Here is a 24,782-nt window from a genome sequence, read left to right as displayed (position 1 = left end):
AGCGAAAACGGGGCCGTGGCCTTTTCGAACAGCGAAAGCTACTCGGAAAGACCACGGCCCCGAACCCTCAGGCCTGGAACCGCCCCGCCTTGACGGCCGTGACGAATAACCGCCACTGCTGAGCGGTCGTGGTGAAGTACCCAGCGGCACGGTCCTTGCTGTCCCGAACAGCCGCGCGGCAGGTAACTGGCGCGACCTCGGCGCGCCCGGTTTCCTGCTGCGACTGGGAAGACTCTGGCCAGTCGCCTTCGATCTGGCCCACCTCTACGCAAGTGACCTGGTGCGCCGAATGGCTCGACTTTCGCCAGCCAGTGGGAGCTCCCGTCATGGCCTGCCACCTTCCAGTCCTTCGATGATCTCGGCAATACAGTCTGCTGAACGATCCGGCGTCATGGCTAGCTCGCGAAGTCTCGTCACGGCAGCGGCATGGGCAGCCACTTCTTTTTTGCTGTAGAGGAACGCACCGGAAGCGAGGTGCTCAACGTGGACGATCGACTCGGTCTTGGCAAACTCGAACAAGATGAACGAACCCGCGTGGGCTGGGTGCCATTGCTGTGACTGCGCCGGAAGCACTTGGACGACGACGTTCGGAAGTTCGCTCATCTTTCGAACGAGGCGCAACTGATCCGCCAAGATGGCGCAGCCGCCAATCGGTTCGCGGAGCGCGGCCTCGGCGATAAATGCTACAAACACCGGCGGATCGCTGCTCATCAGGACATCTCTTCTTCCGACCCTCATGGCCACGCGTGCCTCTAGGTCGCTACCAGGGGCCTCGCTCATCACCGCACGGGCGTAGTCCCCGCTCTGAAGCAGCCCGGGGATAACACCGGTCGCGACGTCCGTGATCGTCGTTGCTGTTTTCTCAAGCTCGATCAAGGTCGTCAGCTCGCGCCGAATTCCAGTTGGCCCTATTTCCACCAGCCAGTTCAGTTGTTCCGCGCTTCGGGACATGTCGACCAGCTCAGCGTACTTCTCGCCGTTCACGCCGAGCGTTGCCAGAATCTGGGCCACGTCTTCGGGTTTCGGCGAGCGCGTGCCCGATTCGTAGCGCGATACCGACACGTGGCTGACACCGATCTGGGCGGCAAGTTCCTGCTGCGTCAGCCCGGCTTCCAGGCGGCATTTGCGGATTTCGGCGCCGAGCGCTCGGGCCTTCGGCGTGTGTTCGGATTTTCCGACCATGAAAACAACTCTATGCCTTTGACGTGCACAAACAACCCCCGATTGGGTAGTTGATCGTCAGATTCACCACCAGCAAACTCTTACCGGAAAACACAGCAAAACCGTATTCAACCAATGGGGGGAGCCGATGTATCCGTTTCATTGGGTGCCTGCTGCGGGGCAGCGGCACGCGAGTCTTGATGAACGTCCGGATGGCGCCTTGGCCTATCCGTCGGGAACCGAGGTGTCGACGCTGTGTGGTGCACAGCTCGCCGCTGACAACTCAGTGTTGGCGTGGTTTTGGGAAAGCTGCGTCCCGTGTGCCGACGAAACGCGACGAATCGCGAGCGAACGGACCGGCGGCGGACGAGGCGACCAGTCCGCTCGTTCCGCCCGCAACGGGCGGTCGTGAGCGCGGAAACCGCTGCGGTGGCCATCTTGCTGCGACGGATCCAGTGGCTATTCAACGACTTCGCGTTCCGAGCGGAGATGGGTCAACTCGACGCGGTGGACATCGACATGGCTTCTGCGGCACTCGAAGAAAATATCCTTCTCCTGCTACGGGAAAAGGGATCGACCGCGCCTGCCCCGATGGATCAACCGGATAGGACAGCATGATGCACCCGGCCTGGACCGTCCTCGCGTGCCTTGTCTCTCTGCTATCCGGAATGACCCTGATGTACGCCTACCGCAGACGGCTCCCCCAACACGCGGGCGCGGGCGAAGGTTCACCAACGGTCTGGCAACTGATCGACCACGTTGAGGCCGAAGCAGCCCAACGCACTGCCAGCACCGGGAAACACCACCTGCGGGAACCACGCGAACCAACCCCGGTATCCACTTTGGACACAGTTCCGATCCCTCGGTGGCCTGGCGATTTCAATGGAAATGGGTTAGGGAGTAGACCTTGATCATCTGTCGGTAACCCGGACAAGATCACTAAAATTCGACCCAACGTAACCATTCGTCACGTTCTGCTACCTCGCGGCGGCGGTGCTTCGCGGCGGTGGTTACGTTGTGTCGCTGCCGCTGTGGGTGGTGGCGGTTGTGGTTCGTGGGTGCTTCGGTTCGCTGCTGCCGTGTGGCGTCCTTTGGGGGCGGTCGGTGGTGCTGTAGCTGTCCGGCTGGCTCATTGTCGGGCTGTGTTCTCCTGGTGTGGACACCCCGAGCGAGGCGGAAGGTTTCACGCCGAAGATGCGATGGAATAGCCGCCACGGGCAACAAAAAATAGCATTCAAAGATGGTGTCCCCGGCAATCGTGGCACCATCTTGTTTAGGCCGAATTCGCCAGTGCCGACCGCAGGGCCGATGAGAGATCACAAACGGTGTCCGGCGCATTGCCGCATTCGATTAGGTCGACAGCGCCAGTCAAGCGGTCAATTGCACGCCTTGACTGGAAGACTCCGACATCGCCTATCAAACCTCTAATCGATCTATCAATGTCGCTCCATGACCTGTTCAGGGCATATGCGTAGAGCGCCCACGATCTGTATATAAAATTCATTCGCGGCTCGGGAATCGCATTTGCGGACATCTCAAGAAATTCGACAGACTCGACTTTATTTCCTAGGTCTACGCGTACCGACCCCTCAAACCACCACAGTTGAGGATCATTCACCCACCATGACCAATGCGGGTCGTTGTCCCGCACTCCGTCTTCAAAAAAGAACGCGTGCCCGTTCCAGTTGCTTCTTTGTTTCACCTTCCGCTTGAAGTCGTCCGTAAGAACGGGCGAGACGCAAACGAAACAGCGCTTCGATCCGAGGCGACAAGCGGTTGGATTCCAAAACCAGACGTGAAATATTGATCGATTCGCGTGGGCGGCCGGCCGTCTCGGCGTGCATGGCCATGTTCTGAAGCACGAACAATTCCATGTTTCGGTCCCCAGCCATGCGGGCAAGGCCGAGTGATTCGTTGTTCACACGCTCGGTTAGCTCGTCATTTTCGGAGTCGTAAAGACTCCATCCTGCCACTTCGGCAACTTCGGAAAGAGCCGAATACACGTCTCGATGCAAACCGTTTCGGATCTCACTTGTGTTCACCCGATGCCGAATTTGCTTGTAGGCTTGCCATATTACCGGAGAAGCAGCGGCTCCGCCATATTGCTGATCAAGGTGGACAAAGTTTTCAATCTCTTTGTGCAAGCCCTCGATGTAGTCGCCATCTATCGGTGCAGACTCGGTGTCGGGCTGATCGACGGTCGGCTTGTAAACCGCTGCATCGTTTCGGGTCCGTTTCCCATTTTGTGTCAGTGCTTGTGCTCGCGCTCGGCGCTCGGACTGTAGAGTGTCGGCCTCGGCTCGCCTCAATTGTTCCTCTTGGTCACATACGTTGTCGTAGTGTGCCACTAGCGCTCCACCCGCGCCGAGCGCCTCGTCTGCCTTAGCCCAGAAATTTCGTTCGGCAAATTGGCGACCCGCTTTAATGTGAGAAATAGACGTCCGGTGGTAATTGGTCACGCACGCTAAAGCCTGTCCCGTAATGATCAAGTGTTGGTGGTGTGCAAGGGAAACGAGTCCCGTGTGGGGGGATTGGCATCAGTGAGTCATCACGAGGTTGCGCATGAGGGCCACGCCCCTGGCGGCGTGCCAGACGCCGTCACGTTTGCGTCGGCAGTTACGGAGGATGTTCCAGGACTTCATGTGCGCCAGTGCATGCTCGACGCGGGCGCGGACTCGCCTGTGAACGCTGTTGAGCTCCTCTTTCCACTCGGGAAGCTCGCTGCCGTCAGTGGGTTTGCGATAGGGCATGATCACCTCACGGTTGCCTTGATAGCCGCCGTCACCCATCACCTGCGCGCCCGAGCAGTCCTGGTCGACACCCGATTCGGTGTAGGCACGGCAGTCGTTACGGTTGCCCGGCAGGGGTTTTCCGATCGCGACCGTCAGGCGGGTGTTGGCGTCGATGACGACCTGCAGGTTGGTCGAGTACCGGTAGTTCTTCGACGACGCACTCACGCTTCGGTCATGGGTGGGCACCAAAGTGCCGTCCACGATCAGCACCGTGTCCGGGCTGTGCTTGCGCATGGCCGGCGACAACGCGAGATACGGGCCCAGGTGGTCCACGACCCGCCCGGCCGCGGACTTGGAAATATCGAACAGCAACGCGACCTGTCGCAAGGTCAGGTTGGTGCGGTAGTACACCGCGACCAGCAGTACCCGGTCGTCCAGCGACAGCCCCCACCGGCGGCCGGCGCCGGTCTGCTCGGCGCCACGACCTCGCACGATGCTCACCAGCTTGCCGAACTGCCGCACCGACAGCCCCGTGAACGTCGGTATCCACGCCGGCTGGTCAATCCCGATCACCTGCACCCGTACATGATCCACTGCCACCGAGACCCGTGATTACGGGACAACCTTTAGGTCACTTTGACTCAACGGGGACGCTTCAATGTACGCAGCCAAGGCTGCGCCTACGTCGCGGTGAAGCTTCGCCACTGACTCGGGCCTACGAGCCATGAGCACTCCCGTTGAGTTGCAACAGTGTGTGTCCGTTCCGCAGACCAGCGTAGCCACTTTGGCAAATGGGGTGACACGTCCAGGTGTGGGACTTTCGCCCACGTGCTTACCCACCACCTTGGCCACGGGGTTGCCTGCTGACTACGTAGCGCAACGGAGCCGCTACGGCCCCGGAGTCAGTGGAAGCCCCCCGACACGGGCACCGGGGAACGGTCGGTGGCCAGTGCCCGACAAGTCAGCAACGGAGTTGGCTGTTCGGAGCTGGTCGCCGGCCACACCACGGCGACTACACCGGGTACGAGGGATGGCGACATGACGAGTACCGGCAACGCGGCCGACACGGGCCAACGCATGGACGCACGGGCACGGATGTTCTCGGAGGCGAGCGCGGTTGGGTCGTGCTACCCAGCTCGGCGTGGAACGGCCAGGGGTGATCAGTAATGCCACGTCGAACTCTCGGCCCTGACGGGGCCACTGTGTGGCGATGCAGCCAGTCCACGTGCTTGCACACCGATCCGATTTACCACGAAGTCCGCGAACACGAACGCTGGACTCATTACGACGCTGAGTGGCAGACCGCCTGTACCGAGGCGTCCGCCGAAACCGCCCGGAGCGGGGTTTCACGCGGCAGCCTGTGGCCCACGATCAGCGGGGTGATCCCGTCGTGACCGGCTACCGGAAGCTTGTCAGCCGCAACGGAGTCGAGCATTACGTTCTCTACGGGGCGCTGAGTCCTTGTGCGGAGTGCCACTGGGTGTCCTTGCGCCTGCGGACCCAAACGGACCGGCCCCCGTGCCGTGCACGGGGTGTCCTGGCGTGTTGAAGCGCCTTCAAGGAGCGGAGGGGTCGCGATGATCGGTGGTCTCCCTGTCCGTACTCCTGGTGCCACGATCGCTCTGCCACAGGCCCGGACGCCGGTCGCGTGGTTCCTCTCCGACGACACCGACCCCGACCCCGTCTTGATCTGGGTCGATCACCATCGCACTGCCCACGAACGTGACCCCGCTCGGCGTGGGTGGACGTTGTGCGGCATGCGGGTGATCGGTGGCGATGCACCGACACATGCTCAGGTCAGCGTGGTCGGATGCCGGGACTGTGCCGCCCACTGCGCTGCTCGCAGAAAGCCCGCAGCGCTCGTCTAACCCCGGTGCGGGTGTCGCATGTTCGCCCCCGACCGGCACCCGACCGGAAGACGGTTACTCGATACCGGTGATCGGACTACGCGGAACCGGTGATTCGGCGGGCCGCATGGTTCACCCGGATTGCGGCTGTCCCGCCGTAGCCGGGGTGGAAGGAAGGAAGAGCGGTGCAAGCCGCGTGGAAGCAGGAAGGAGGGGATCCCAATGGAAGACCAGGAAGAGCTGGTGATCGGCGTCCGGCGGCTGCCGATCGTGCAGGACCGACTGAACCTCGTGCACGGCGACCCGTCCAAGTCCGGTGGTGGCGATGGCCACGGCGACCAAGGCGGCGACGGGTTGAACATCCCGGAGTGACCCGCAACGAGTGATCGGCGGCGACAGGGCGCGCCTACCCTGTCGCCGCCGTTCTCATTGGTACGCAAACAAAGGATGATCAGTCGTGGATCACGCACTTGTTTCATCAATCGAAAAAGCGTTGGAATGGAAGGATTCTCGCCCGCTTGGCTCTGGTGTCGCTTATGGCAAGATGCCCAATCCCGAGCTGTGCCAGCAGATCCTCACTCCAACCCGACTGCTGGACATCGTCATGCGCCGGTCGTTGGAATTCCCACAACTGAGGGTCTTCCAACACGGTGAAGAGCTGCACCCCGACCGGTACACGCGCGCTGTCACAAGCCGTAGAGGTCAAGCTCGGCAGATGGCACGCATGGACCGGCTAGCCTCCTTCATCAGAGAGGGAAGCACGCTCGTCCTGGATACGCTGGATTCGTTCAATCCCGCAATGGAAATCGCCTGCCAAGCATTGCAATGGTGGTCCCGTGAGCTGGTTCAGGTGAATACCTACCTGACGACCAGCAACGCTGCCGGTTTCGACCTGCATTGGGACGACCATGACGTTGTGGTCGTGCAGCTCGGCGGCGAAAAGTCCTGGGAAGTGCGTGGCACATCACGGGTAGCGCCGATGTACCGCGACGTGGAACGCGCCGATGCACCGCCCGAAGCAGTCCTCTGGGCGGGCACGATGCGAGCCGGGGACGTGCTCCACATTCCACGCGGCTACTGGCACCGGGCGACCCGCACAGACCGAGCCGACGACCGAGCCGGTTACTCGCTTCACGCCACGTTCGGATTCGTGAAGCGAACCGGGGTGGACTGGCTGTCATGGATCGCTGACCGGTCCCGGCAGGACGAGGCGTTCCGGTTTGATCTGGACCGGGACGGCAACACCGACACGCTAGCGGAGCTGGTGCCGCAACTCGTCGCCCGCTGCCCGCAAGACGTGTACCTGTTAGCGCGTGAGACCGAACGACCGCCGCGACGTCGGGTCATCACTGGGGGCGTGTTCGGCGGGTTGACCGACGTGGTTTGCCTGACCGACTTTCCGCCGCACATCATCACCGGCCCTGACGATGTGACGGTGTGGGCAGTCGGCAAAGAACTTGTGTTCGCGGCGAAAGCCGAACCGGTTGTTCGCAAACTGCTCTCCGGCAACCCGGTCAACATCGAACAGGTCACGGCCGAAACCGGCGTTCCTGCCGACGCCATCGCGCGCACATTCGTAGACGAGGGTGTATGCGCCGAGTTGACGCCAGAGCTGGCGGCCGGATTTCTACAGCTCGGCAAGTAGCTGATCGGCCGCTGCCCGCGCAGGCCCCGACAATGGCGTCGGCACGCCGAGCCGGGCAGCGGCCCTTACCGCGTTCGCTGCCTGAAGTAGCATGGCCAACTTCCCCGAACGCGTATCCAGATCGGCGGCGAATATCTGCCGGACCCGCGCGGCCAGCTCCAGGCACGGCAAAGACGCTTGCCACAAACATGCCGCATCTAGCCCACGTGGCGCACGGCCCCAATCCTCCCAATCGATCAGATATCCGTCGGTAGTCACGTTGTCCCAGTGAACATCCGTGTGCGCGGTTCTCCACTCGTCCACCGTGGTATCCGCACCGTCTCCGAAAACCTCGACAATGCGGCGGGTCACGTGCTGCTGACTCATGCCGATACGCGTGGTTGAGTACGCGGCCAGCTGATCAAGCGATGACGACAGGCCAGCCCACCACGAATCCGGCAGAGCCAAGGCGGTATCGAGGCTACTGACCGTCGGGGCCGTGATGAGCTGTACCTCGTCCGCACGCCACACCACACCCCGCGCTTTGTCATCCCACGTCGCCGACTGGAACCACGAGGGTTTGCGGACGCCGGGAATGGTGGCGGATTCTTCGAGGCCGATCCACGCTTGCCCGCCAGCACGTTCACGGTTGCGACGCTCAATGCGCACCCATGTGCCGGCCGTGGTGCGGTAACCCTCAGACGCGCCGGACTCCCCGTACACAACGGACGACCGGTCAAGCCGTACGGAAAGGGCACGTTCAGCGCGTTCCACCACGTCGTCATGCGCGGTGTGGCGAACATCAATCACAGCGGTCACGGTAGCCGAACCGTCACCCCGGAGAAACCAGAGCGGCCGGGGGCATCACTGTCGCCCCCGGCCGCTCGATCGTGTCCGTGTCCTGATCAATCAATCCCCGACGCGGCCGTTCAGGGCCGGGGTGGCGTCGGCTTCGGCACGTAGCTGCCGGATGTGGTCGCTGTCGTGGAGGACACGCTCGATAGCGGGCCAGATGTCTGCTTCCTGCCACGCGTCGAGTCGGATGCGGCAGGTACTCGCACTGGCTCCGAGTGTGGGCGGAATTCTGCTGTAGGTGCAGCCGAGTTGTTCCACGCACACGATCCCGGCGAGCACCGCGCGGTTGTCGGCGCGGGGACGTCCGACACCTCGCTTCTGCGGCTCTGGCGGAAGCAATGGAGCGATGTCGGCCCACAGGTGATCGGGGATGATCCGCTCGACCGTGACCGTCCCGGACAGGCGTAGTGGCCTGGCGGGTGTGTACTTCCGGCGGGTGCCCGGCTGGCTCTGCTTGCGGGATTTTGCGGGGCGGACGTCGCCTTTCGCGCTCGCGGCGAGCATGCGGGCGATGTGTGCGGCGTGGGGCGCGATGCTGCGTGTCCAGTCGAGGCACTGTTCAGCGATCAGGTGCGTCAGGGGTGGGACGAGCCTGCAATGCCCGTCGGATTCCTCGACGAACAGTTTCGGGGAGAGGTAGCGCATCGGGCCGTTGGTGCACAGCAGGTCGAGGACGAACCGGTCGATGTCGGGGCGCAGGATTTCCAGCAGGTCCAGGGCGAGCGAGTCACGGTTGGGTTTGTCGGCATGGTGGAACCCCATCGCGGGATCGAGCCCGACAGCCAGACACGCCAGGCGACATTCAGTCTCGGCCAGCCAGTAGGAATAGTTCAGCAGGGCATTGATCGGGTCGGCGGCGTGGTGGCCGTTGGTCTTGGCGGTGTCGATGCAGGATCTCCGGGCCACGAACGTGGTCCAGTGCGCAGGCACGGTGCGCAGCTCACGCGGCTCGAAAGGCACGATGACGCGCCCGGACCAGGCTTGCCAGTACGCCGCACCTGCCGCACCTTCCCGCACCCGGGCAGTGCCGATGTCCTCGCTGGCGGCAACTTCGGCGGCGTGCTGACGGATGATGTCGCTGGCGTCCGGATTGTTCAGGTACTCGGTGGCGATGGCGGCCTGCCCGTCCAGCTTGCGAGCGAGGATGTATTTCGCGATGTCCAGACCGATGGCCGCGTGTGGTCCGTCGTCGCTGGCGAACGCTTGCGCTCGCCGCAGCCGCACGTCGTCGGTACCCGGCCGGGGCTCAGCGGTGGCGGTGATCTGTCGGCCGGACCGGTCGACCTGGACCACCGTGATCCCGACATCGGCGCACCAGCGTGCGGCATCCCAGGACACATATCCGTTGTCGGCCAACACGATGATGCGGCGCACGTCGCGTTCGATCCGGGGCAGGGTGCGGATACGGCGGTGCTGGCCGATCCCGTCCTGAATGGACAGCTGCCCGCGTTCGACACGGAGCTGAACATTGCGGCCGTCGGCGATGATCACACGCGGATCGGTGCTCGTGCGGCCGTAGACGATGGCGGCGGTGGCGGTCGCACCCTCGGGCAGGGTGCGGTGAGCGCGTGTGGGCGCGTTACGCTGCTGAGTCAGCATCACGGGAGCTACCTCTCTCGTGGTGTCAGACCCCGGTTCGACGTTGGCGCGTCGGCCGGGGTCGCTTCATATGCGGTTGTTCCGCGCACGAGCGTAGCACCGTGATCGTGCGTGATGGCCGGATTCGCGCACACGCACGGAAACTCGTTGACCGGCATGACCGAACCACCATGAACAACGCGCTCAATGAGCGCATTAATGCGATGGACAACAAAAGATTCAATTGAACCGCGGGCGCAATAATAACTAAGCGACATGACGTTCCGATCGAAACATATTAAAGATGCTCAACAATCGTCCTGATCTGCACTCGGTGTTCGCCATAAAGGGGTTGGCATTTCAGATCGGGAGGTGTTTCACTGGATTCGGGCCGCCTTTCCGGCGCGGCCTATTTGCCGATTCGCCGAGTGCAGAAGTGGGGCACGGTATGCCTTCCATTGCGGACAAACTTGGGTTCCTCAGTGCGGCCGAGACAGCCGCGCGGCTGAAGATCGGCCCGGACAGTCTCAAGCGTCTGGTAGCCCAGGACCGGATTCCGTATGTGACTACGCCGTTGGGCCGGTTGTTCGTGGAGTCCGAGATCACCGAATACGCCAAGACCTTCGTGCCGCCCCGACGGGGACGGCCACCAAAGGGCACGAGTTCTCGGAGGCGGTCCCGTTCGGTGACGCACGCTCAGCCGGGAACCGATCGTCACACCATGCGGCCGGAGCAGGCCGGCGGTGAGACGCGATGACACAGACCAGCGAGGCGACCGCGAGCGGCGGCGGGGTGATCGCGGTGCCGTTGGAGAGGATCGAGGCGGATGTGTCCGCGTGGCCGCGTCAGGAGTTAAACCGCCAGCGGGTCGCGGACTTCGCGGAGCTGTACCGCGACGACACCCGGTCGGTGCTGCCACCGCTGGACGTGGTGCCCGCCCCGGAGTCAGGGCGATTCATCCTGGCCGACGGCTGGCACCGCTACCACGCCTTACACCAGGTCGACGCCAGTGAGGCAGACGTGCGGATCATTCCGGCCGAGGAGGGCGAACACCCACACAGGGCGGCCTACCGGCACGGTCTGACGCTGGCCGCCACAGCCGGGCTGCCGCTGACGCGTACCGAACGAGTCGCGGCGGTGAAGCGGCTTGTGGACGAACATCCGGAGTGGTCGGACCGGCAGATCGGCCGCGCCTGCGGGGTCTCGCATTCCACGGTGTCGAAATACCGGCGCGGTGAGGTGGCCAGTTTGGCCACCAGTCCCGATCCCGGCACCGACGACGGTGACGATGGGCAGGAGTGGTACCCGCCGGAGGAGACCGCCGAGAAGGCGGCCCGGACGCTGGTGCGGGACCTGGCACGGCTGGACGACAGGCGCGGGTTGCTGGCCCGGTTCTCCGGCAAGCGGGCCACCCGCGACATGGGAACAGCACTGGCCGAAGCGCTGGCCGATCAGTACTACGACGACGTTGAGCACGCCGTCCGCCAGGCCCGCGCATGGTCGGAATGGCTTACCCACGCCATCACAGCGTTGGAGGAATTCGAGTAAACGGCTACAGCACCAAAAAGAGGGGCACCCGCAATTCCGGTCGCGGGTGCCCCCTGGAAATGGGACTCAGTGAAACTCCATGTGTACCGCCAGGATAACACACACACCGTTTCGCGCGGCAGTATTTCGCGCCTCCGTAGCTACCGGTTTCAGTCGAATAGCGTGCTGCGCACGCCTGACCTTGGCGGTGTAGCGACATGGGGAAGCCGCGTAAATCCTGGGACGAAATGGTCGATGCCTACGGCAATCCGACGGCCCATCGGCGAAGATTAGAACGTAAGGGATTCACCCGCGAATCTCACGCGGCAGGACAGTCGCAGAAGGAAGCACGCGGGCACGGCAATACACCCGAGCGCCCTGATCAGGCGCGGCGGGATCCGGAACGCTACAAGAAGTATCTCCAGGCACGTCGGACGCTGCGGGTGGTCACCACCGAGGGGATCGTCACTGTATCCGGACTGCGCAAGAAAGACCGGTCCACGGTGGCCAGGCACTGGAACGCAATCGGCCGCTACCTGGACAGCGGCAAGACCGATTCATTGAGCAAATTCGACGGAAAGATGATCGGCGGCTATAAGAAAGATGGAGAGGACGTGCCGAAATACGAACTGGAAACCCGGCTTGATCCGCTCGACGATTACGAAAACACCAATCACATCAACGTTGATTCCATCTACGAGAAGGACGACTGAATCATGACTACGACATGTGTCACATGTGGACAGTCGGGACGGGTGGAGGCGCATCACGTTGCCGGACGTGCGAACCATGCCACGCTGACGGTCAATGTGTGCCGTGAGTGTCACCGGCTGTTCTTGACGACGTGGCAATACGCGGCGGGAACGCCGCTGAACCACAAGACACCGCGCACCGACGCCGACCGGTTCGCCGCGTTACTTTGCGGACTGTTCAGCGTGCTCGCCCTCTATGCCCAACGCGGGAACACGGTCGATGGTGTGGCCGAGGCTGCGGTGTTGTCGCAGCGGGGAGTTTCCCGGCTACTGGATCTCGGCGGCAGCACGCAGGCATGGCACGGCAGCAATGCGGCGGTGCCGGTGCGGCCGGCCACCGTCCCCGCCGACGCGGACCGCCTGACGTCGCTTGCTGGACTGGCCGCCCTGGTGGAGCCGTTGGCATCCGAGGCATACGGAGATGCCCACCCGCTCACCGACGTGGTGACCGCGCTGCGGGGTGACCCTGCGGCACTGCTGCCCGGACTCCGGCAACTGCTCGCCGATCCGCACCAGGCGAACGCCACTGTCGGATTGCTCGACGACGCCGTACGGCAGGCCATGAGCGCCGCACAGGCGTTGCTGACAGTACCGGCCCCGGACACCGCGACGGCAGAGGATTTCGCGTCGCTGGTCGACGCGGCACAGGCGTTATTCGGCACTGTTGATCACGTCGCCGGACTGCTGTCCGCAGGTCTGTCCGAGACGGACAAGGGTGCGGCGTGAGCGGTGACTTCCTGCCGGTATCGGTACGCGGGTGGACCGACCAGCCACGCGAACGCAGGAAACGACACGGCAGTGATCGCACGCCCGAAACCCGGCATGTGCTGGTCGTCGACACCGAAACCACGATCGACACGGCGCAGGCGTTGACGTTCGGGTGTTACCGGTACTGCTATGTCGACACCGCACCCGATGGGCAGATCACCGTGACCACCGTTGCCGAAGGGCTGATCTACGCCGACGACCTTCCGGAGACCGACCCCGACGGCTACGCCACCTTGACCGACTATGTCCGCACTCATGAGGCGAACGTGGATCTGTTCTACCTCGGATGTGAGCCGGACTGGCGGCTACGGCTGTACTCCCGCAGCGAGTTCATCGAGCAGTGGATCAACGGCGTGGCCTACCGGGACCGCTGGGGTAAGCGGGTCGACCGCGAACCGGCCACGCTGGTGATGTTCAACGCCCCGTTCGACCTCTCCCGCCTGGCAGGATCGGCCAGCGAGGCACGCGACGGCAGCACAGCCGCCCGGTTCGCAGGCGGATTCTCCCTGGCTCTGTCCACCAACGCCGACGGCAACCCGGTCCAGTGGCGGCCCAGAGTGCGGGTGAAGTCGATCGACTCGAAACGCTCCCTGAAAGGATTCTCCGCGCTGGACAAGCAAACCCGCTTCCGGGGTCACTTTCTCGACCTGCGCACCCTGGTGTTCTCCCTGACCGGCAAGAGCCACAGCCTGGCCAGCGCATGCGAGGCATTCGGGGTGCAACACGGCAAAATCACCGCCGAAGAACACGGGCGCATCACCCCCGACTACATCGACTATTGCCGCCGCGACGTGCAAGCAACTGCGGAACTGTACGCCAAAACCACCAACGAATACGCACGCCACCCGATCAGCCTGCAAGAAACCAAAGCGTATTCGCCCGCCTCGCTGTCAAAATCCTATCTCCGCTCGATGGGAATCACCCCGATACTCGATCGCATGCCCGATTTCCCCGCTGACGTGTTGGGCTGGGCCATGTCGGCGTTCTACGGCGGCCGGGCGGAAACCTTCATCCGCCACACCCCGGTACCCGTGGTGGTATGCGACTTCACCAGCATGTACCCCACGGTCGACGCCTTGATGAACCTGTGGGAATTCCTCACCCGAGACCGGGTGGAGGCCATCGACGCCACAGAAAACGTTCAAACCCTGTTGGACGATCACCCTCGATCGATGTTTCGATCCCGCCGCGTGGCGGGAATTCGTGGGAATCGCTCAGGTCATCCCAGACGGTGACGTCCTGCCGGTACGTGCCCAGTACGGCCGGGACACCGCTTGGAACATCGGCGTAAATCCACTGCACGCCGAAAAACCGCTGTGGTACACGATTCCTGATCTCATCGCCTCCACCCTGCTATCCGGAAAGCCGCCCCGTGTGGTCAAGGCCGTACGGTTCGTGCCTGCCGGAAAGACACTGTCCACACTGAACACGGTGCGGCTACGCGGACAGGTCCCGGTCGATCCTGTCGACGACGATTTTTTCCGCACCGTGGTCGAACAACGCCAGGCGGTCAAGGACAGCGATCCGACGTTGGCCGCATTCTTGAAGGTCCTGGCCAACGCGGGCAGCTACGGAATCTTCGCCCAGATGGACCGGCAAGAACTCGCGACAGGACAACGCACACACGTCACCGTCCACGGCGCGGCCGAACAGCCCTGGAAAGCAGCCGTCGCCGCACCCGAGAAACCCGGTGAATACGTCTTTCCACCGATCGCCGCATGCATCACAGGCGCGGCACGGCTGATGCTGGCCATGCTTGAACGATCGGTCACCGACGCGGGCGGTGTCTGGACATTCTGCGACACCGACAGCATGGCCATCGTCGCCAACGAACACGGCACACTCATCGACTGCCCCGGCGGCCCGCACACCATGCCCGATGGCCGAGCAGCAGTGCGGGCACTGACCCTCGATCACGTCGACACGATCCGGCAGCGATTCGCCCGACTCAACCCCTACCGACCCGACGCGGTTACCGACATCCTGAAAGCGGAATTCACCGGCTGGTGCTATGCGATCTCGGCGAAACGCTACGCCTTGTACCGACTCGATCCCGCAGGAATTCCCGCTATCAAGTCGACCAGTGAGGACGCCAACGGTGGCGACACAGGTCTGATCGAGATCGACAAAACCAGCGAACACGGCTTGGGGCATCTCCTCAACCCCACCGACCCGGACTCGGCAGATCGCGACTGGATCCGCCACCTGTGGCAACTCATCATCAGCGACGCTCACCGAAGAGCGACGGGCGAACCTGACTGGCTGGACCGCCCCGCACTCTCTCGCATCAGCATCTCGTCACCGACGCAGTGGCGGCCCTTCACCAGCTGGAACGCGGGCAAGCCCTACCGCCAGCAGATCAAACCGTTCAACTTCCTGCTCGTCGGCCACGTCGCCGCCGCCAGCCACCCGCCCGGCACCGACCCGCAACGCTTCCACCTCATCGCTCCCTACGACAGCGACCCCGCGACCTGGCTCGATCTCCCGTGGCGCAACCGCTACGACCCCCACGGCACCACCTACCGCACCACCACCGAGAGGTGGAACTACGACGATCACCAATATCGCGACATCCGGCCAGCACCCGACGATTTGGTCCAGCTCAAGACCTACCGCCAGATCTTGCACCAGTACCGCCGACGACCAGAGCACAAAGCCAACGGACCAGACGGAAAACCCTGCCACAGCAGTACAACCGGACTGCTTCAACGCCGTACTGTGCGCCTGGCACGGCTGCACCACATCGGCAAGGAAACCAACCAGCTCGACGAATGGCAGACCGGCGGCATCAGCCCTGACCACGTTCTCACCGACTACGACAGCCCCAACGACGCCCTTACAGATCTGGTCCTGCCCGCACTGGCCAGCCACACCACCCAGCAGCTCGCCGACCACATCGGGCTGAGTGCACGAGAGATCGAACGAATACGAGCAGGTGACGTATCCCCGCGTCCAGCCGTCAGCGAATCACTCACCCGGCTCGCCGTCGATACCGCAATCACCGAACTCGACCAACAACACACCGAGCACCCCTGGAAGCGGGAACCCGACCACACCAGATACGCGAAATGGGAATCAGTACTCGCCTACCGGAAACACCACCACAACCCACAACGACTCTGCCCCTGCGGATGCGGACAAAAACTCACCCGACGCCAGAAGTACGCCACCGACGCATGCCGCAAACGACACAACCGCGCAGTAGCTGTAAGACCAGTACTGGCCCGAGGCAGAGTACGCTAATCTGATCAACATGGATGCGGATCTGTAAGACGACGCCAGCTGGCGCCGCTGTGCGGCGTTGACTTCCTGCTGGCGCTTATAACTACGACTACCACAACAAGGGGCCATCATAATCCGGGTCTAAACAGCGGAGAGCGGGATGTCCTGGCCTACCTATCCTCTTTCCGTGAAAACTCCGGCCGTAGGCGGCCGCAAAAGGACGTGTTCCCCTTGAGGCCACCATTCTTGCCCATACATCTTCAGGCACTTCCACAGTCTCAAAGAACGCCTCGTGTCCGCCTTCCAATCTTCGCGTCTTATCGAGCCGAGTAACCCAAGCACCAAAATACGGCGAAAAATCCAGACGTCTGAGGATATATTTATAGACTAGAGTCCTGATCGAGAATGCACGCCTTACGCCGACCTCATAGATCTGAATCGGCTCTCTTCCGGTGTTGGTTACCGATATCTTGAAATAGAAATGCCGCAAGTCGTTGAGACCATTTCGGGCGACAGGTGCAGCCTTAACGAGTAGAACCGGGCCAGATTTCCGCCAGCTAACAACCTGCCACAGCAGGGCCCCTGTAGCCACAATTGCAGCGTAGCTTGAAACAATTGCCGCATAGAGGGAAATTGCATTTTGAGTGATCATGTTGCGACTATACCGACGCATGTGCCGACCTCCCGGTAGAGCCTCTGGGCCGGTCCTCCCAGGCACTTGCCGCACTCCCGGCGTCGCCAACAGCCCACCAGGGCAGTACCGCCACCAGACCGCCCCCAAAGGACGCCACACGGCAGCAGCGAACCGAAGCACCCACGAACCACAACCGCCACCACCCACAGCGGCAGCGACACAACGTAACCACCGCCGCGAAGCACCGCCGCCCGCGAAGTAGCAGAACGTGACGAATGGTTACGTTGAGTCGAATTTTAGTGATCTTGTCCGGGTTACCGACAGATGATCAAGGTCTACTCCCTAACCCATTTCAATGGAAATCGACGCGTTGATTTCCATTGGTTCTTTTCCATCCTGATCTTGGCTGGTCAGGGGGTGTGGACGCGGGTGGTGGAGGTGTGGGTGGCCTGGTCAAGGGCATGATCGTTTCTGTTGATCATCTGACACCGGACGGGGACTCGGAAGCAGCGTGATCATGATCATGTTGCGGGAAGAGAAGACGAACGCCCTCGGCGGGTTTGAATGGTTCGTGACAACACAATCGAGCCCCGCCGAGGGCGCAGAGCCCATTATGTATCAGGTCCGGCTTCCGCTGTCGAGGACCACGATCGATTCCGTCGCCTCGCTGATCACCGCCCACTGCAAGAAGATCGGCTCCCGCTGGCGCAAAGTCACTCCGGGCAGGCAGGCGGTCATCGTGCTTGCCGTGCTGCGTCACGATCAGCGGCTGCTGGATATGGCCGGGGGCAACGCCGTATCGGCCTCCACGATCAGCAGGTGGGTCGCCGAGGTCATCGACCTGCTGGCCGCCTGCGCCCCCCGCCTGGACCGGGTGCCGGCCAAAGCCACCCGCGCCGGAGCGGACATGGTGTTGCTGGACGGCACCCTGGTGCGCACCCAGCGCCGCAGCGGCCGTGACAACCGACGAAACTACAGCGGTAAACACAAAGCCCACGGCCTGCTGTTTCTCGCCCTCACCGACGCCTGCGGCAACCTGCTGTGGATCTCCGCGGCCGCACCCGGCCGGGCCTCGGAGATCACCACCTCCCGCCGCAACAAGCTCACCACGAAACTCCGCGAGCACGGCCTGGGCGCCGTGGCCGACCTCGGGTTCACCGGACTGGAAGACGACCCCGACGACCCGGTCATCATCACCGGCCGCCGCGCCGCCCGCTGCCACCCGATCACCGACGCCCAGAAGCAGGCCAACCAGCTCCTCGCCCGCGAACGCGCCGCCTGCGAACACGCCTTCGCCGACCTGAAGAACTGGCGCATCCTCACCCGGCTGCGCATGCACACCCGCAACGCCACCCGCCTGCTGCGAGCACTGCTGGTGCTGACCAACCTGGAAATCACCCGCTGACGAACAACCACGATCGCGGAACCCGACACGGCGTCGCCCCCCGGCCATGCCCGGCAAGCGTCGGGCGTGACGCAGCACGGCCGGCGCGATGACCGCCTGCACGCCCGGGGGTGGCTTCGCGCCGGCGGGAGCCGATTTCCTTGCGCCAGACCGGAGATCACGTCGCTGACGGCGTGCGGGTGGAGACCGGCGGCAGGCCCCGGTACATAATGCGCGCTGCGCCCCCGGCGAGGTTTCTTTGTGTTGTCACGAACCCATCCGAACCCGCCGAGGGCCACCCTATTTCGTTTTCCCCGGCCGTGATCGCGATCACGCTGCCGTGGGCCGGGGGGACGGTGTCAGCTGATCACCCTTGATGATCATGACTCTGACCAGCCCACTCACACCTCGCCGCCCACGTCCACCCCACCTGACCTGCAAAGATCAGGATGGAAAACGCTCAATGAAATCGCCGGGGGCGCCTAGTCCAGGACTCGGCCCTTGGTTTCCGGGAGCAGCCAGATGAACAGGACTGTCAAGGCGGTGCAGATCATCAGCACCGTGACGATCGCGCTGCCCAGGCCGATCCCGGCCGAGGCCCACCCGATCAGCGCTGGGCTGAAGGCCGCGACCCCACGACCGACGTTGTAGGTGATGCCGGCCCCGGTTCCCCGCACCCGGGCGGGGAACAACTCGGTGAACAGCGCCCCCTTGCCCGATGCCTGGGCCGAGACGAAGAACCCGACGATGAGCGCCAGCAGCAGGTTGTACCAGAGCGCCTTGACCGGGACGGCCATGAACAGGAACCCGAACACTGCGGTGCCGAGGTAGAAGAGGGTGAACGCCCAGCGGCGCCCGATCCGGTCGTGCACGTGTCCACCCAGCACATAGCCGAACCAGTTGCCGACGATCATGAACCAGATGTACATTGCCGTGCTGCTGACGCTGAGCCCGCGTTCTTCCTTCAGGTACAACGGAATCCAGGTCTGGAGTGCGTAGGTGCTGGCCAGACCGGTCGCGCCGAAAAGAGTTCCCAGCACCGTGTACTTGCGCAGGCGCGCAGCGAAGAGCTCAGCGAAGGCGCCCTTCTCGCGCGGCTGGCGCGGCGCCCGCACCGTCGGCACATCGCGCAGGTTCCGCCGGATCAGCAGGGCGACGACCGCTGGGAGGATGCCGACCGCGAACATCGCCCGCCACGCGACCGTCTCCGGCAGCCAGGCGTTGCTGAGGACGTAGGCCAGGTTGGCCAAGCCCCAGCCGACCGCCCAGGCCGACTGGATCCAGGCCAGCGCCCTCCCACGCCGCTCCGGGGCGGCGTACTCGGCCATCAGCGCGGCGCCCACCGGCCACTCCGCACCGAAGAAGAAGCCTTCGAGGGTGCGCCACAGCAGCAGTTGCTCGTAGTTCTGCGCGGTCGCGGTCAGCCCGGTGAACAGCGCGTACGCACTGATCACCAGCACCAACACCTGGACCCGCCCGAACCGGTCGGCCAGCCGGCCGCCGACCACGCCGCCCAGCGCCGAGGCGATGAGCGCGCTGGAGGTGGCAATCCCGCCCTGGGCGGTGGTGAGACCGAGCGTGGCGATGATGCCGCTGAGGGCCAGCGGGAACATCTGGTTGGTGAAGCCATCCAGTCCCCAACCCGACCAGGTCGCCCAGGTCACGCGGCGTACCAGGGATCTGTCAGGGGTGGTGGGAGCGGTCGATGTGGTCGTCATACCCGCACTCCAATCGGTGCCAGAAATCAGTCCGCCGAGGTGAATCCGTAGCTGTCACGGGCCGCTTGCTCGGTGATGCGCCCGTTGTGCAGGTCTTCGCGCAACCGCTCGGGGTCGCGCAGCGTCGGGTCGCCGAAGCCGCCGCTGCCGGGGCTTTCCACCCGCAGCACGTCGCCCTTGCGCAACCGCACGCCGGAAACCCGGCCGCCGGGCAATGGGCGTTCGTCGTCTCGGCCCGGGTTGACGACGAACCGGCCGAGGCTGCCGTCCCCGCCGCCGTGCAGGCCCCACGGCCTGGTCGCCTGCCGGTCGGCGTGGGCCGAGAATTCCGCTTCATCGCAGAGGATCCGCACGTCCCGGCGCACGCCGAGGCCGCCGCGATGGGTGCCCGCGCCGCCGGAGTCGGGAATGAGTTCGTAGGTGTCGACCAACAGCGGGTATTCCTGCTCCAGCGCCTCGATGGGCAGGTTCGACGAGTTGGTGATGTGCACCTGGATGGCGTCCAGACCGTCCTTTGTGGTCCGCGCGCCGCCACCGCCGGCGACGACCTCCGGGTAGACGAAGAACTGCCCGTCGCACTCCCCGGAGAACGTCACGTAGGTGACGGTGCTGTGGCTGGCGGCCGGGACCCGCTGTGGCACCGCCTCGGCCAGTGCGCCCAGCACCACGTCGGCCACCCGCTGGCAGGTGTCGGTGCGCGCGGTGACCGGCGCCGGCTCGACCGGGTTGACGATGCTGCCGTGCGGGGCGGTGATCTCGACCGCGTCGAAGAAGCCGCCGTTGGGCGGGATTCCCGGGTCCAGCACGGCTTTCAGCGCGTAGTAGACCGTTGCCTCCAGGGCCGGCCGCACCACGTTGATGCCGACCGGGCTCTGCGGTCCGGTACCGGCGAAGTCCAGCGCGACCCGGTCGCCGGTGATGGTGATGGCCACCTCGATCTCGGTGGCCGGGCCTTCGCTCGGGTCCATCAGGTCCCGAAACCGGTATGTGCCGTCCGGAACCTCGCGCAGCGCCGCCGCCAGCCGCTTCCGGGAGTGTTCGAGCAGGTACGCGGTGGCGGCGCGCACGGTCTTGCGGCCGTAGCGCCGGTGCACCTCGCGCAACTGCCGCTCCCCGATCTCCACCGAGGCCAGCTGTGCCAGCATGTCGCCGCGTCGCTCGTGCGGCAGCCGGGAGTTGAGCTCGACGAACGCCAGCGGTGCCTGCTCGACCCCGTCGGCGGTGGCGAATCTGACCAGCGGGATGCGCAGGCCCTCCTGGAACAGCGAGTTCGAGTCGCCGGCGTTGCTGCCCGGCACCCGGCCGCCGATGTCGGAATGGTGCGCGATGTTCGCGCTGTAGCCGATCAGCTCGTCGTCGGCGAACACCGGCTTGACCATCGTGATGTCGGGCAGGTGGGTGCCGCCGCCGTGGTACGGGTCGTTGGTGATGAACACGTCGCCGGGCCGCACGGTCAGCGCCGAGGCTTCCAGCGAGTCGATCAGCCCGGTCATCGATCCCATGTGGATCGGCATGTTCTCGGCCTGCGCGACCAGCCTGCCCCGCTCGTCGAACAGGGCGGTGGAGCAGTCCGACCGCTCTTTGATGTTCGTCGAATAGCTGGCCCGGCGCAGCACCGCGCCCATCTCCTCGGCGATGGTCACCAGGGACGCGCCGATGACCTGCACCGTGATCGGATCGGGAGTGTTCATCGCTGCTCCAGTTCGATGACGAGGTTGCCGTAGCGGTCGACGCGCGCGGTGGCGTCCGGGGTGATGACCGTGGTGGTGTCGAGCTGTTCGACGATGGCCGGTCCGGGCAGCACGGTGCCGGCCAGCAGCCCCGCACGGTCGTAGACGGGCGTGTCGAGCCGACCGGTCTCGTCGAAGTCGACCTGTCGACGGCCGATCAGCGCAGCGGCCGGGTCGGGGCCTTCGGCGATGGTCGGCAACTCCGGTTTGTCCACGGCGGCGGCTGCGGTCAGCTGCACCTCGACGATCTGCACCGGGGCATCGTGGTGCGCGAAACCGTAGCTCTTGGTGTGCAGCCGGTGGAACGCCGTCACGATCTCGGCCACGGCGGCGGCATCGAACCGCGCGGCGTCGATCACCTTCGGCGGCAACGGCACGGACAATTCGAAGTTCTGCCGGGCGTAGCGCATCTTCGCCACTCCGGTGATGGCAGTGTCCACATCGGATGGTGCCTCGGCAAGCAGCCAGGTACGGGCTGATCCGTGCACCTCGTGTAGCGCCTCGTTGAGCTTGTCGAGGTCGCTGTCGACGGCCTCGGCCAGCACCGCCTTGGCGAACTCGGTGCGAATGTCGGTCACCAGCAGGCCGAGCGCGCACAGCGTGCCGGGGTTGGGCGGGATCAGCACCGTTGCCATGCCGACCTCCCGCGCCACCTCGACGGCGTGCAGCGGCCCGGCACCACCGAATGCGACCAGCACGCACTCGCGCGGGTCCTCCCCTGCTTCCACCGAAACCTTGCGCACGGCACCGGCCACGTTGACCGCAGCGATCCGCCCAATACCCCGCGCCGCCCCGGCCCGGTCGGTGTTCATCGCGTGCGCCACGCCGTCCACTGCGCGCGCCGCAGCCGGATAATCGACCTTCAGCGCGCCGCCGAGGATGTACTCGGGGTTCAACCGTCCACGTAGGACGTTCGCGTCTGTCACGGTCGGCTCGGTCCCGCCACGCCCATAGGCGGCCGGGCCGGGCTGCGAACCGGCGCTGCTGGGTCCGACCTCCAACGCGCCGCCGGGATCCACGCGCGCGATGCTGCCGCCACCCGCGCCGACGGTGTGGATGTCCAGCGACGGCGTGCGCACCGGGCGATCGCTGATGCGCCGTTGCGAAGACACCAACGCCCGCCCGCCGCGCACCAGGCACACGTCGGTGCTGGTGCCGCCCATGTCGAAGGTGATCAGATCGCCGAAACCGGCCTGCCCGGCCACTTGCGTCGCGGCGACGACCCCGGCCGATGGTCCGGACAGCAGCGTGGTCACCGGGTACCTGCTCACCGACTCCAGCGACATCATGCCGCCGCTGGATCCGATCACCTTCGGCTCGACCGGCACCCCGGTGGCCCGGATCCGCTCGGCCAGCCGCGACACGTAGCGGTTGATCCTCGGGCCGACGTAGGCGTTGACGACCGTGGTGGAGAACCGCTCGAACTCGCGGAACACCGGTGCGATCTCGGCGGACGCGCACACGTATGCCGAGGGCAGCGCCGCGCGCAGCCAGCCGGCGACCTCCAACTCGTGGCTGCCGTTGCGGTAGCTGTGCAGGAAGCAGACCGCCACCGCTTCCGGTGCGTCCGTGCGCACCCGAGCCAGCACCGTGGCGAGATCGTCGGTGTCCAGCGGTTCGAGCACCTTGCCTTCGGCGGACATCCGTTCGATCAGGGTGTGCACCAGCGATCGCGGAACCAGCGGGGGCGCCTTGTCGGCGTCCATGTCGTAGAGGTCGGGACGCTGCTGCCGGCCGATCTCCAGGATGTCGCGGAGCCCCGCAGTGGTCACCAAGGCCGTGAGAGCGCCGTTGGACTCCAGCACGGTATTGGTGGCCACCGTCGTGCCGTGGCCCAGGTAACCGACCGCGCCCGGGTCCGCCCCGGCCTGGTGCAGCACGGCGCGGACGCCCTCGGCGACGGCCACGGACTGGTCATCGGTGGTGGAAGGAAGTTTGTGGATGTGGAAGCGGCCGGTGGCCTCGTCCAGTGCGGTGACGTCGGTGAACGTGCCGCCGACGTCGATCCCGATGCGCAGCATGGTGAATCCTTCGGTGCGGGCCGGTAGAACCGGGAGTCAGTGGAGCCGGGAGAGCGAGAGGTGGTCGATCGGCACCTCGGTGCGGCCGGTGCGCAGCAACTCGGCCGCAGCCCTGGCGAAAACCGGCGCCAGCTTGAAGCCATGACCGGAGAACCCGCCCATCACAAGCACATTCGGCCGCTGCGGGTCGCGGCCGATGATCCCGTGGTTGTCCGCCGTGTAGCCCTCCATGAAGGCGCGCACGGCGAAGGGCTCCGGCGGGAGGCCACGCAGCCCCCGCGACACGACAGCCGAAACGCGGGCGAGATACTCCTGCGTCACCACCGGGTCAAGCTGTTCCGGATCGTCCACAACGGACTTCGTGACGTGCAGGTTGATCTTCACGCCGCCGCCGACGTCCGGAAAGAAGGAGAAGACATTGTCCCCGCCGCTACGCCGGATGCCCACCGGGAAGCGCGCGGGCGCCCAGTGCGGTCCGGCCTCGAACCAGCACAGCACGGCGCGGCGGATCTCGATGTCGCGGGCGAGCACCGGCACGCTGCGGGTGATCCACGGTCCGGTGCACACCACCGCCTGGTCGAACTTCTCGACCAGGATCTCCTCGCCCTGCCGGTAGTGCACGGCCACGCCCGAGCCGTCGTCGACGACGTCCACGACGGTGGTGCAGGAATGGATGCGCGCCCCGGCCTTCTCGGCGAGCAAGGCGGTTTCGACCACGGCGCGCTGCGGATGCAGCAGACCGCCTTGACGATCGAACAGCACCACGTCGTCTTCGAATAGCCGGTGCTGTGGAAACCGCCGGGCCGCCTCGCCGTGGTCGAGCCGCTCGACGTCGAGATCCCATTCCTGTGTCACGTCCACGACGGTGCGCACGTCGGGATCTTCGGCCGAACCGATGGTCAAGGCCCCGCAGGGTTCGAGCAGCGGAACGCCCGCCTGCGCGCCGAGTTCCTGCCAGGCCGCCCGAGCCTCACGCAGCAGAGGCACGTAGCTGCCGCCTTCCTTGTAGGCGACTCGGAAGATGCGGGTCTCGCCGCCGGCGGCTCCTCGCTCGTGCCCGATCTCGAACCGTTCGAAGCCGGTCACGCGCACGTCGTCGGCCGCGAGCCGGTGCATCACCTGGCTGCCCATCGTGCCCACGCCGATCACGGCGACACTTGGCTGCTGAAGTGGTTTCATCGCGGTCTCCGCAGGAGGTCGGTAGCGGTGGCGCCAACAGGCCAGGAACG

Annotated in this window: 22 protein-coding genes; 11 read left to right on the top strand and 11 right to left on the bottom strand. The window is 64.6% G+C overall.

The genetic code is table 11. The features are described from left to right. Nucleotides 1-67: 67 nt before the first annotated feature. Both BJ970_RS20450 and BJ970_RS20445 read right to left on the bottom strand, forming a co-directional pair. Nucleotides 68-328 (bottom strand): DUF397 domain-containing protein, encoded by a 261-nt coding sequence (locus tag BJ970_RS20450; RefSeq protein WP_184727726.1) that lies wholly within the window; start codon nucleotides 326-328, stop codon nucleotides 68-70. Then, nucleotides 325-1,182 carry a helix-turn-helix domain-containing protein gene (locus BJ970_RS20445; protein WP_184727725.1) on the bottom strand — a complete coding sequence of 286 codons (858 nt, stop codon included), beginning with the start codon at nucleotides 1,180-1,182 and terminating at the stop codon, nucleotides 325-327. The genes BJ970_RS20450 and BJ970_RS20445 overlap by 4 nt, the downstream gene beginning before the upstream one ends. Before the next feature lie 127 nt (nucleotides 1,183-1,309). Here BJ970_RS20445 and BJ970_RS20440 point away from each other — a divergent pair, with 127 nt between their 5' ends. After that, nucleotides 1,310-1,573, top strand: coding sequence for an HC3 family zinc finger protein (locus tag BJ970_RS20440; protein ID WP_184727724.1), 264 nt, complete (start codon nucleotides 1,310-1,312; stop codon nucleotides 1,571-1,573). Then, a complete protein-coding gene (locus BJ970_RS20435) occupies nucleotides 1,570-1,779 on the top strand; it encodes a hypothetical protein (protein WP_184727723.1) in 210 nt (69 codons plus the stop codon). Before BJ970_RS20440 ends, BJ970_RS20435 begins: the two co-directional genes overlap by 4 nt. Nucleotides 1,780-2,819: 1,040 nt before the next feature. Here BJ970_RS20435 and BJ970_RS20430 read toward each other — a convergent pair. Beyond that, nucleotides 2,820-3,620, bottom strand: a complete 801-nt coding sequence (locus tag BJ970_RS20430) for an NsdA family TPR-like regulatory protein (RefSeq protein WP_184727722.1) — start codon at nucleotides 3,618-3,620, stop codon at nucleotides 2,820-2,822. Nucleotides 3,621-3,698: 78 nt separating this feature from the next. Further along, nucleotides 3,699-4,472 (bottom strand): transposase, encoded by a 774-nt coding sequence (locus BJ970_RS20425; RefSeq protein ID WP_184727721.1) that lies wholly within the window; start codon nucleotides 4,470-4,472, stop codon nucleotides 3,699-3,701. Nucleotides 4,473-5,962: 1,490 nt separating this feature from the next. On the opposite strand from BJ970_RS20425, the gene BJ970_RS20420 reads away from it, so the two are divergent. Both BJ970_RS20420 and BJ970_RS20415 read left to right on the top strand, forming a co-directional pair. Continuing rightward, on the top strand, nucleotides 5,963-6,112 hold the full coding sequence (locus BJ970_RS20420; protein ID WP_168585763.1) for a hypothetical protein: 150 nt from the start codon (nucleotides 5,963-5,965) through the stop codon (nucleotides 6,110-6,112). A 343-nt stretch (nucleotides 6,113-6,455) separates the two neighbouring features. After that, nucleotides 6,456-7,385: a JmjC domain-containing protein gene (locus BJ970_RS20415; protein WP_246470928.1), complete on the top strand. Its 930-nt coding sequence runs from the start codon at nucleotides 6,456-6,458 to the stop codon at nucleotides 7,383-7,385. On the opposite strand, the gene BJ970_RS20410 is transcribed toward BJ970_RS20415, so the two are convergent. Next, a complete protein-coding gene (locus tag BJ970_RS20410; RefSeq protein WP_184729246.1) occupies nucleotides 7,368-8,174 on the bottom strand; it encodes a hypothetical protein in 807 nt (268 codons plus the stop codon). The two genes, BJ970_RS20415 and BJ970_RS20410, sit on opposite strands and share 18 nt — an antisense overlap. A gap of 99 nt (nucleotides 8,175-8,273) precedes the next feature. Next, a complete protein-coding gene (gene cas1, locus BJ970_RS20405; RefSeq protein ID WP_184727719.1) occupies nucleotides 8,274-9,818 on the bottom strand; it encodes a CRISPR-associated endonuclease Cas1 in 1,545 nt (514 codons plus the stop codon). 283 nt (nucleotides 9,819-10,101) lie between these two features. On the opposite strand from cas1, the gene BJ970_RS20400 reads away from it, so the two are divergent. From BJ970_RS20400 to BJ970_RS20375, 6 genes are all read left to right on the top strand, one after another. Next, a complete protein-coding gene (locus tag BJ970_RS20400) occupies nucleotides 10,102-10,554 on the top strand; it encodes a helix-turn-helix domain-containing protein (RefSeq protein WP_184727718.1) in 453 nt (150 codons plus the stop codon). Next, nucleotides 10,551-11,345, top strand: a complete 795-nt coding sequence (locus BJ970_RS20395; protein ID WP_184727717.1) for a ParB/RepB/Spo0J family partition protein — start codon at nucleotides 10,551-10,553, stop codon at nucleotides 11,343-11,345. The genes BJ970_RS20400 and BJ970_RS20395 overlap by 4 nt, the downstream gene beginning before the upstream one ends. Before the next feature lie 197 nt (nucleotides 11,346-11,542). Beyond that, nucleotides 11,543-12,037, top strand: a complete 495-nt coding sequence (locus BJ970_RS20390; RefSeq protein ID WP_221467240.1) for a hypothetical protein — start codon at nucleotides 11,543-11,545, stop codon at nucleotides 12,035-12,037. Between the two features lie 123 nt (nucleotides 12,038-12,160). Then, entirely contained in the window at nucleotides 12,161-12,802 is a 642-nt protein-coding gene (locus BJ970_RS20385; RefSeq protein ID WP_184727715.1) for a hypothetical protein, read from the top strand. Beyond that, the gene (locus BJ970_RS39540) at nucleotides 12,799-14,079 is read left to right on the top strand and encodes a DNA polymerase (protein ID WP_184727714.1); all 1,281 of its coding nucleotides are present in this window, start codon (nucleotides 12,799-12,801) and stop codon (nucleotides 14,077-14,079) included. The genes BJ970_RS20385 and BJ970_RS39540 overlap by 4 nt, the downstream gene beginning before the upstream one ends. Further along, a complete protein-coding gene (locus BJ970_RS20375) occupies nucleotides 14,048-16,087 on the top strand; it encodes a hypothetical protein (protein WP_184727713.1) in 2,040 nt (679 codons plus the stop codon). The genes BJ970_RS39540 and BJ970_RS20375 overlap by 32 nt, the downstream gene beginning before the upstream one ends. An 88-nt stretch (nucleotides 16,088-16,175) precedes the next feature. Here BJ970_RS20375 and BJ970_RS20370 read toward each other — a convergent pair whose 3' ends face one another. Continuing rightward, entirely contained in the window at nucleotides 16,176-16,718 is a 543-nt protein-coding gene (locus BJ970_RS20370) for a hypothetical protein (RefSeq protein WP_184727712.1), read from the bottom strand. 499 nt (nucleotides 16,719-17,217) lie between these two features. Between BJ970_RS20370 and BJ970_RS20365 the strand changes: the two genes are divergently transcribed. After that, a complete protein-coding gene (locus BJ970_RS20365; RefSeq protein ID WP_221467228.1) occupies nucleotides 17,218-18,105 on the top strand; it encodes a transposase family protein in 888 nt (295 codons plus the stop codon). Between the two features lie 461 nt (nucleotides 18,106-18,566). Here the strand turns inward: BJ970_RS20365 and BJ970_RS20360 are convergent, their stop codons facing one another. Genes BJ970_RS20360 through solA form a run of 4 tightly spaced genes read right to left on the bottom strand, consistent with a single transcriptional unit; the run spans nucleotide 18,567 to nucleotide 24,732 of the window. After that, a complete protein-coding gene (locus BJ970_RS20360) occupies nucleotides 18,567-19,802 on the bottom strand; it encodes an MFS transporter (RefSeq protein WP_221467239.1) in 1,236 nt (411 codons plus the stop codon). A gap of 26 nt (nucleotides 19,803-19,828) precedes the next feature. After that, nucleotides 19,829-21,493: a hydantoinase B/oxoprolinase family protein gene (locus tag BJ970_RS20355; RefSeq protein ID WP_184727711.1), complete on the bottom strand. Its 1,665-nt coding sequence runs from the start codon at nucleotides 21,491-21,493 to the stop codon at nucleotides 19,829-19,831. Continuing rightward, nucleotides 21,490-23,553: a hydantoinase/oxoprolinase family protein gene (locus BJ970_RS20350; RefSeq protein WP_184727710.1), complete on the bottom strand. Its 2,064-nt coding sequence runs from the start codon at nucleotides 23,551-23,553 to the stop codon at nucleotides 21,490-21,492. Before BJ970_RS20350 ends, BJ970_RS20355 begins: the two co-directional genes overlap by 4 nt. A 36-nt stretch (nucleotides 23,554-23,589) precedes the next feature. Then, complete coding sequence (solA, locus tag BJ970_RS20345) at nucleotides 23,590-24,732, bottom strand: N-methyl-L-tryptophan oxidase (RefSeq protein ID WP_184727709.1); 1,143 nt, start codon at nucleotides 24,730-24,732, stop codon at nucleotides 23,590-23,592. Nucleotides 24,733-24,782 lie beyond the last annotated feature (50 nt).

The organism is Saccharopolyspora phatthalungensis, assembly GCF_014203395.1.
Taxonomy (GTDB): domain Bacteria; phylum Actinomycetota; class Actinomycetes; order Mycobacteriales; family Pseudonocardiaceae; genus Saccharopolyspora; species Saccharopolyspora phatthalungensis.
The sequence above is the reverse complement of the archived record's forward strand: the minus strand, read 5'-3'. Positions and strand labels throughout refer to the sequence as shown.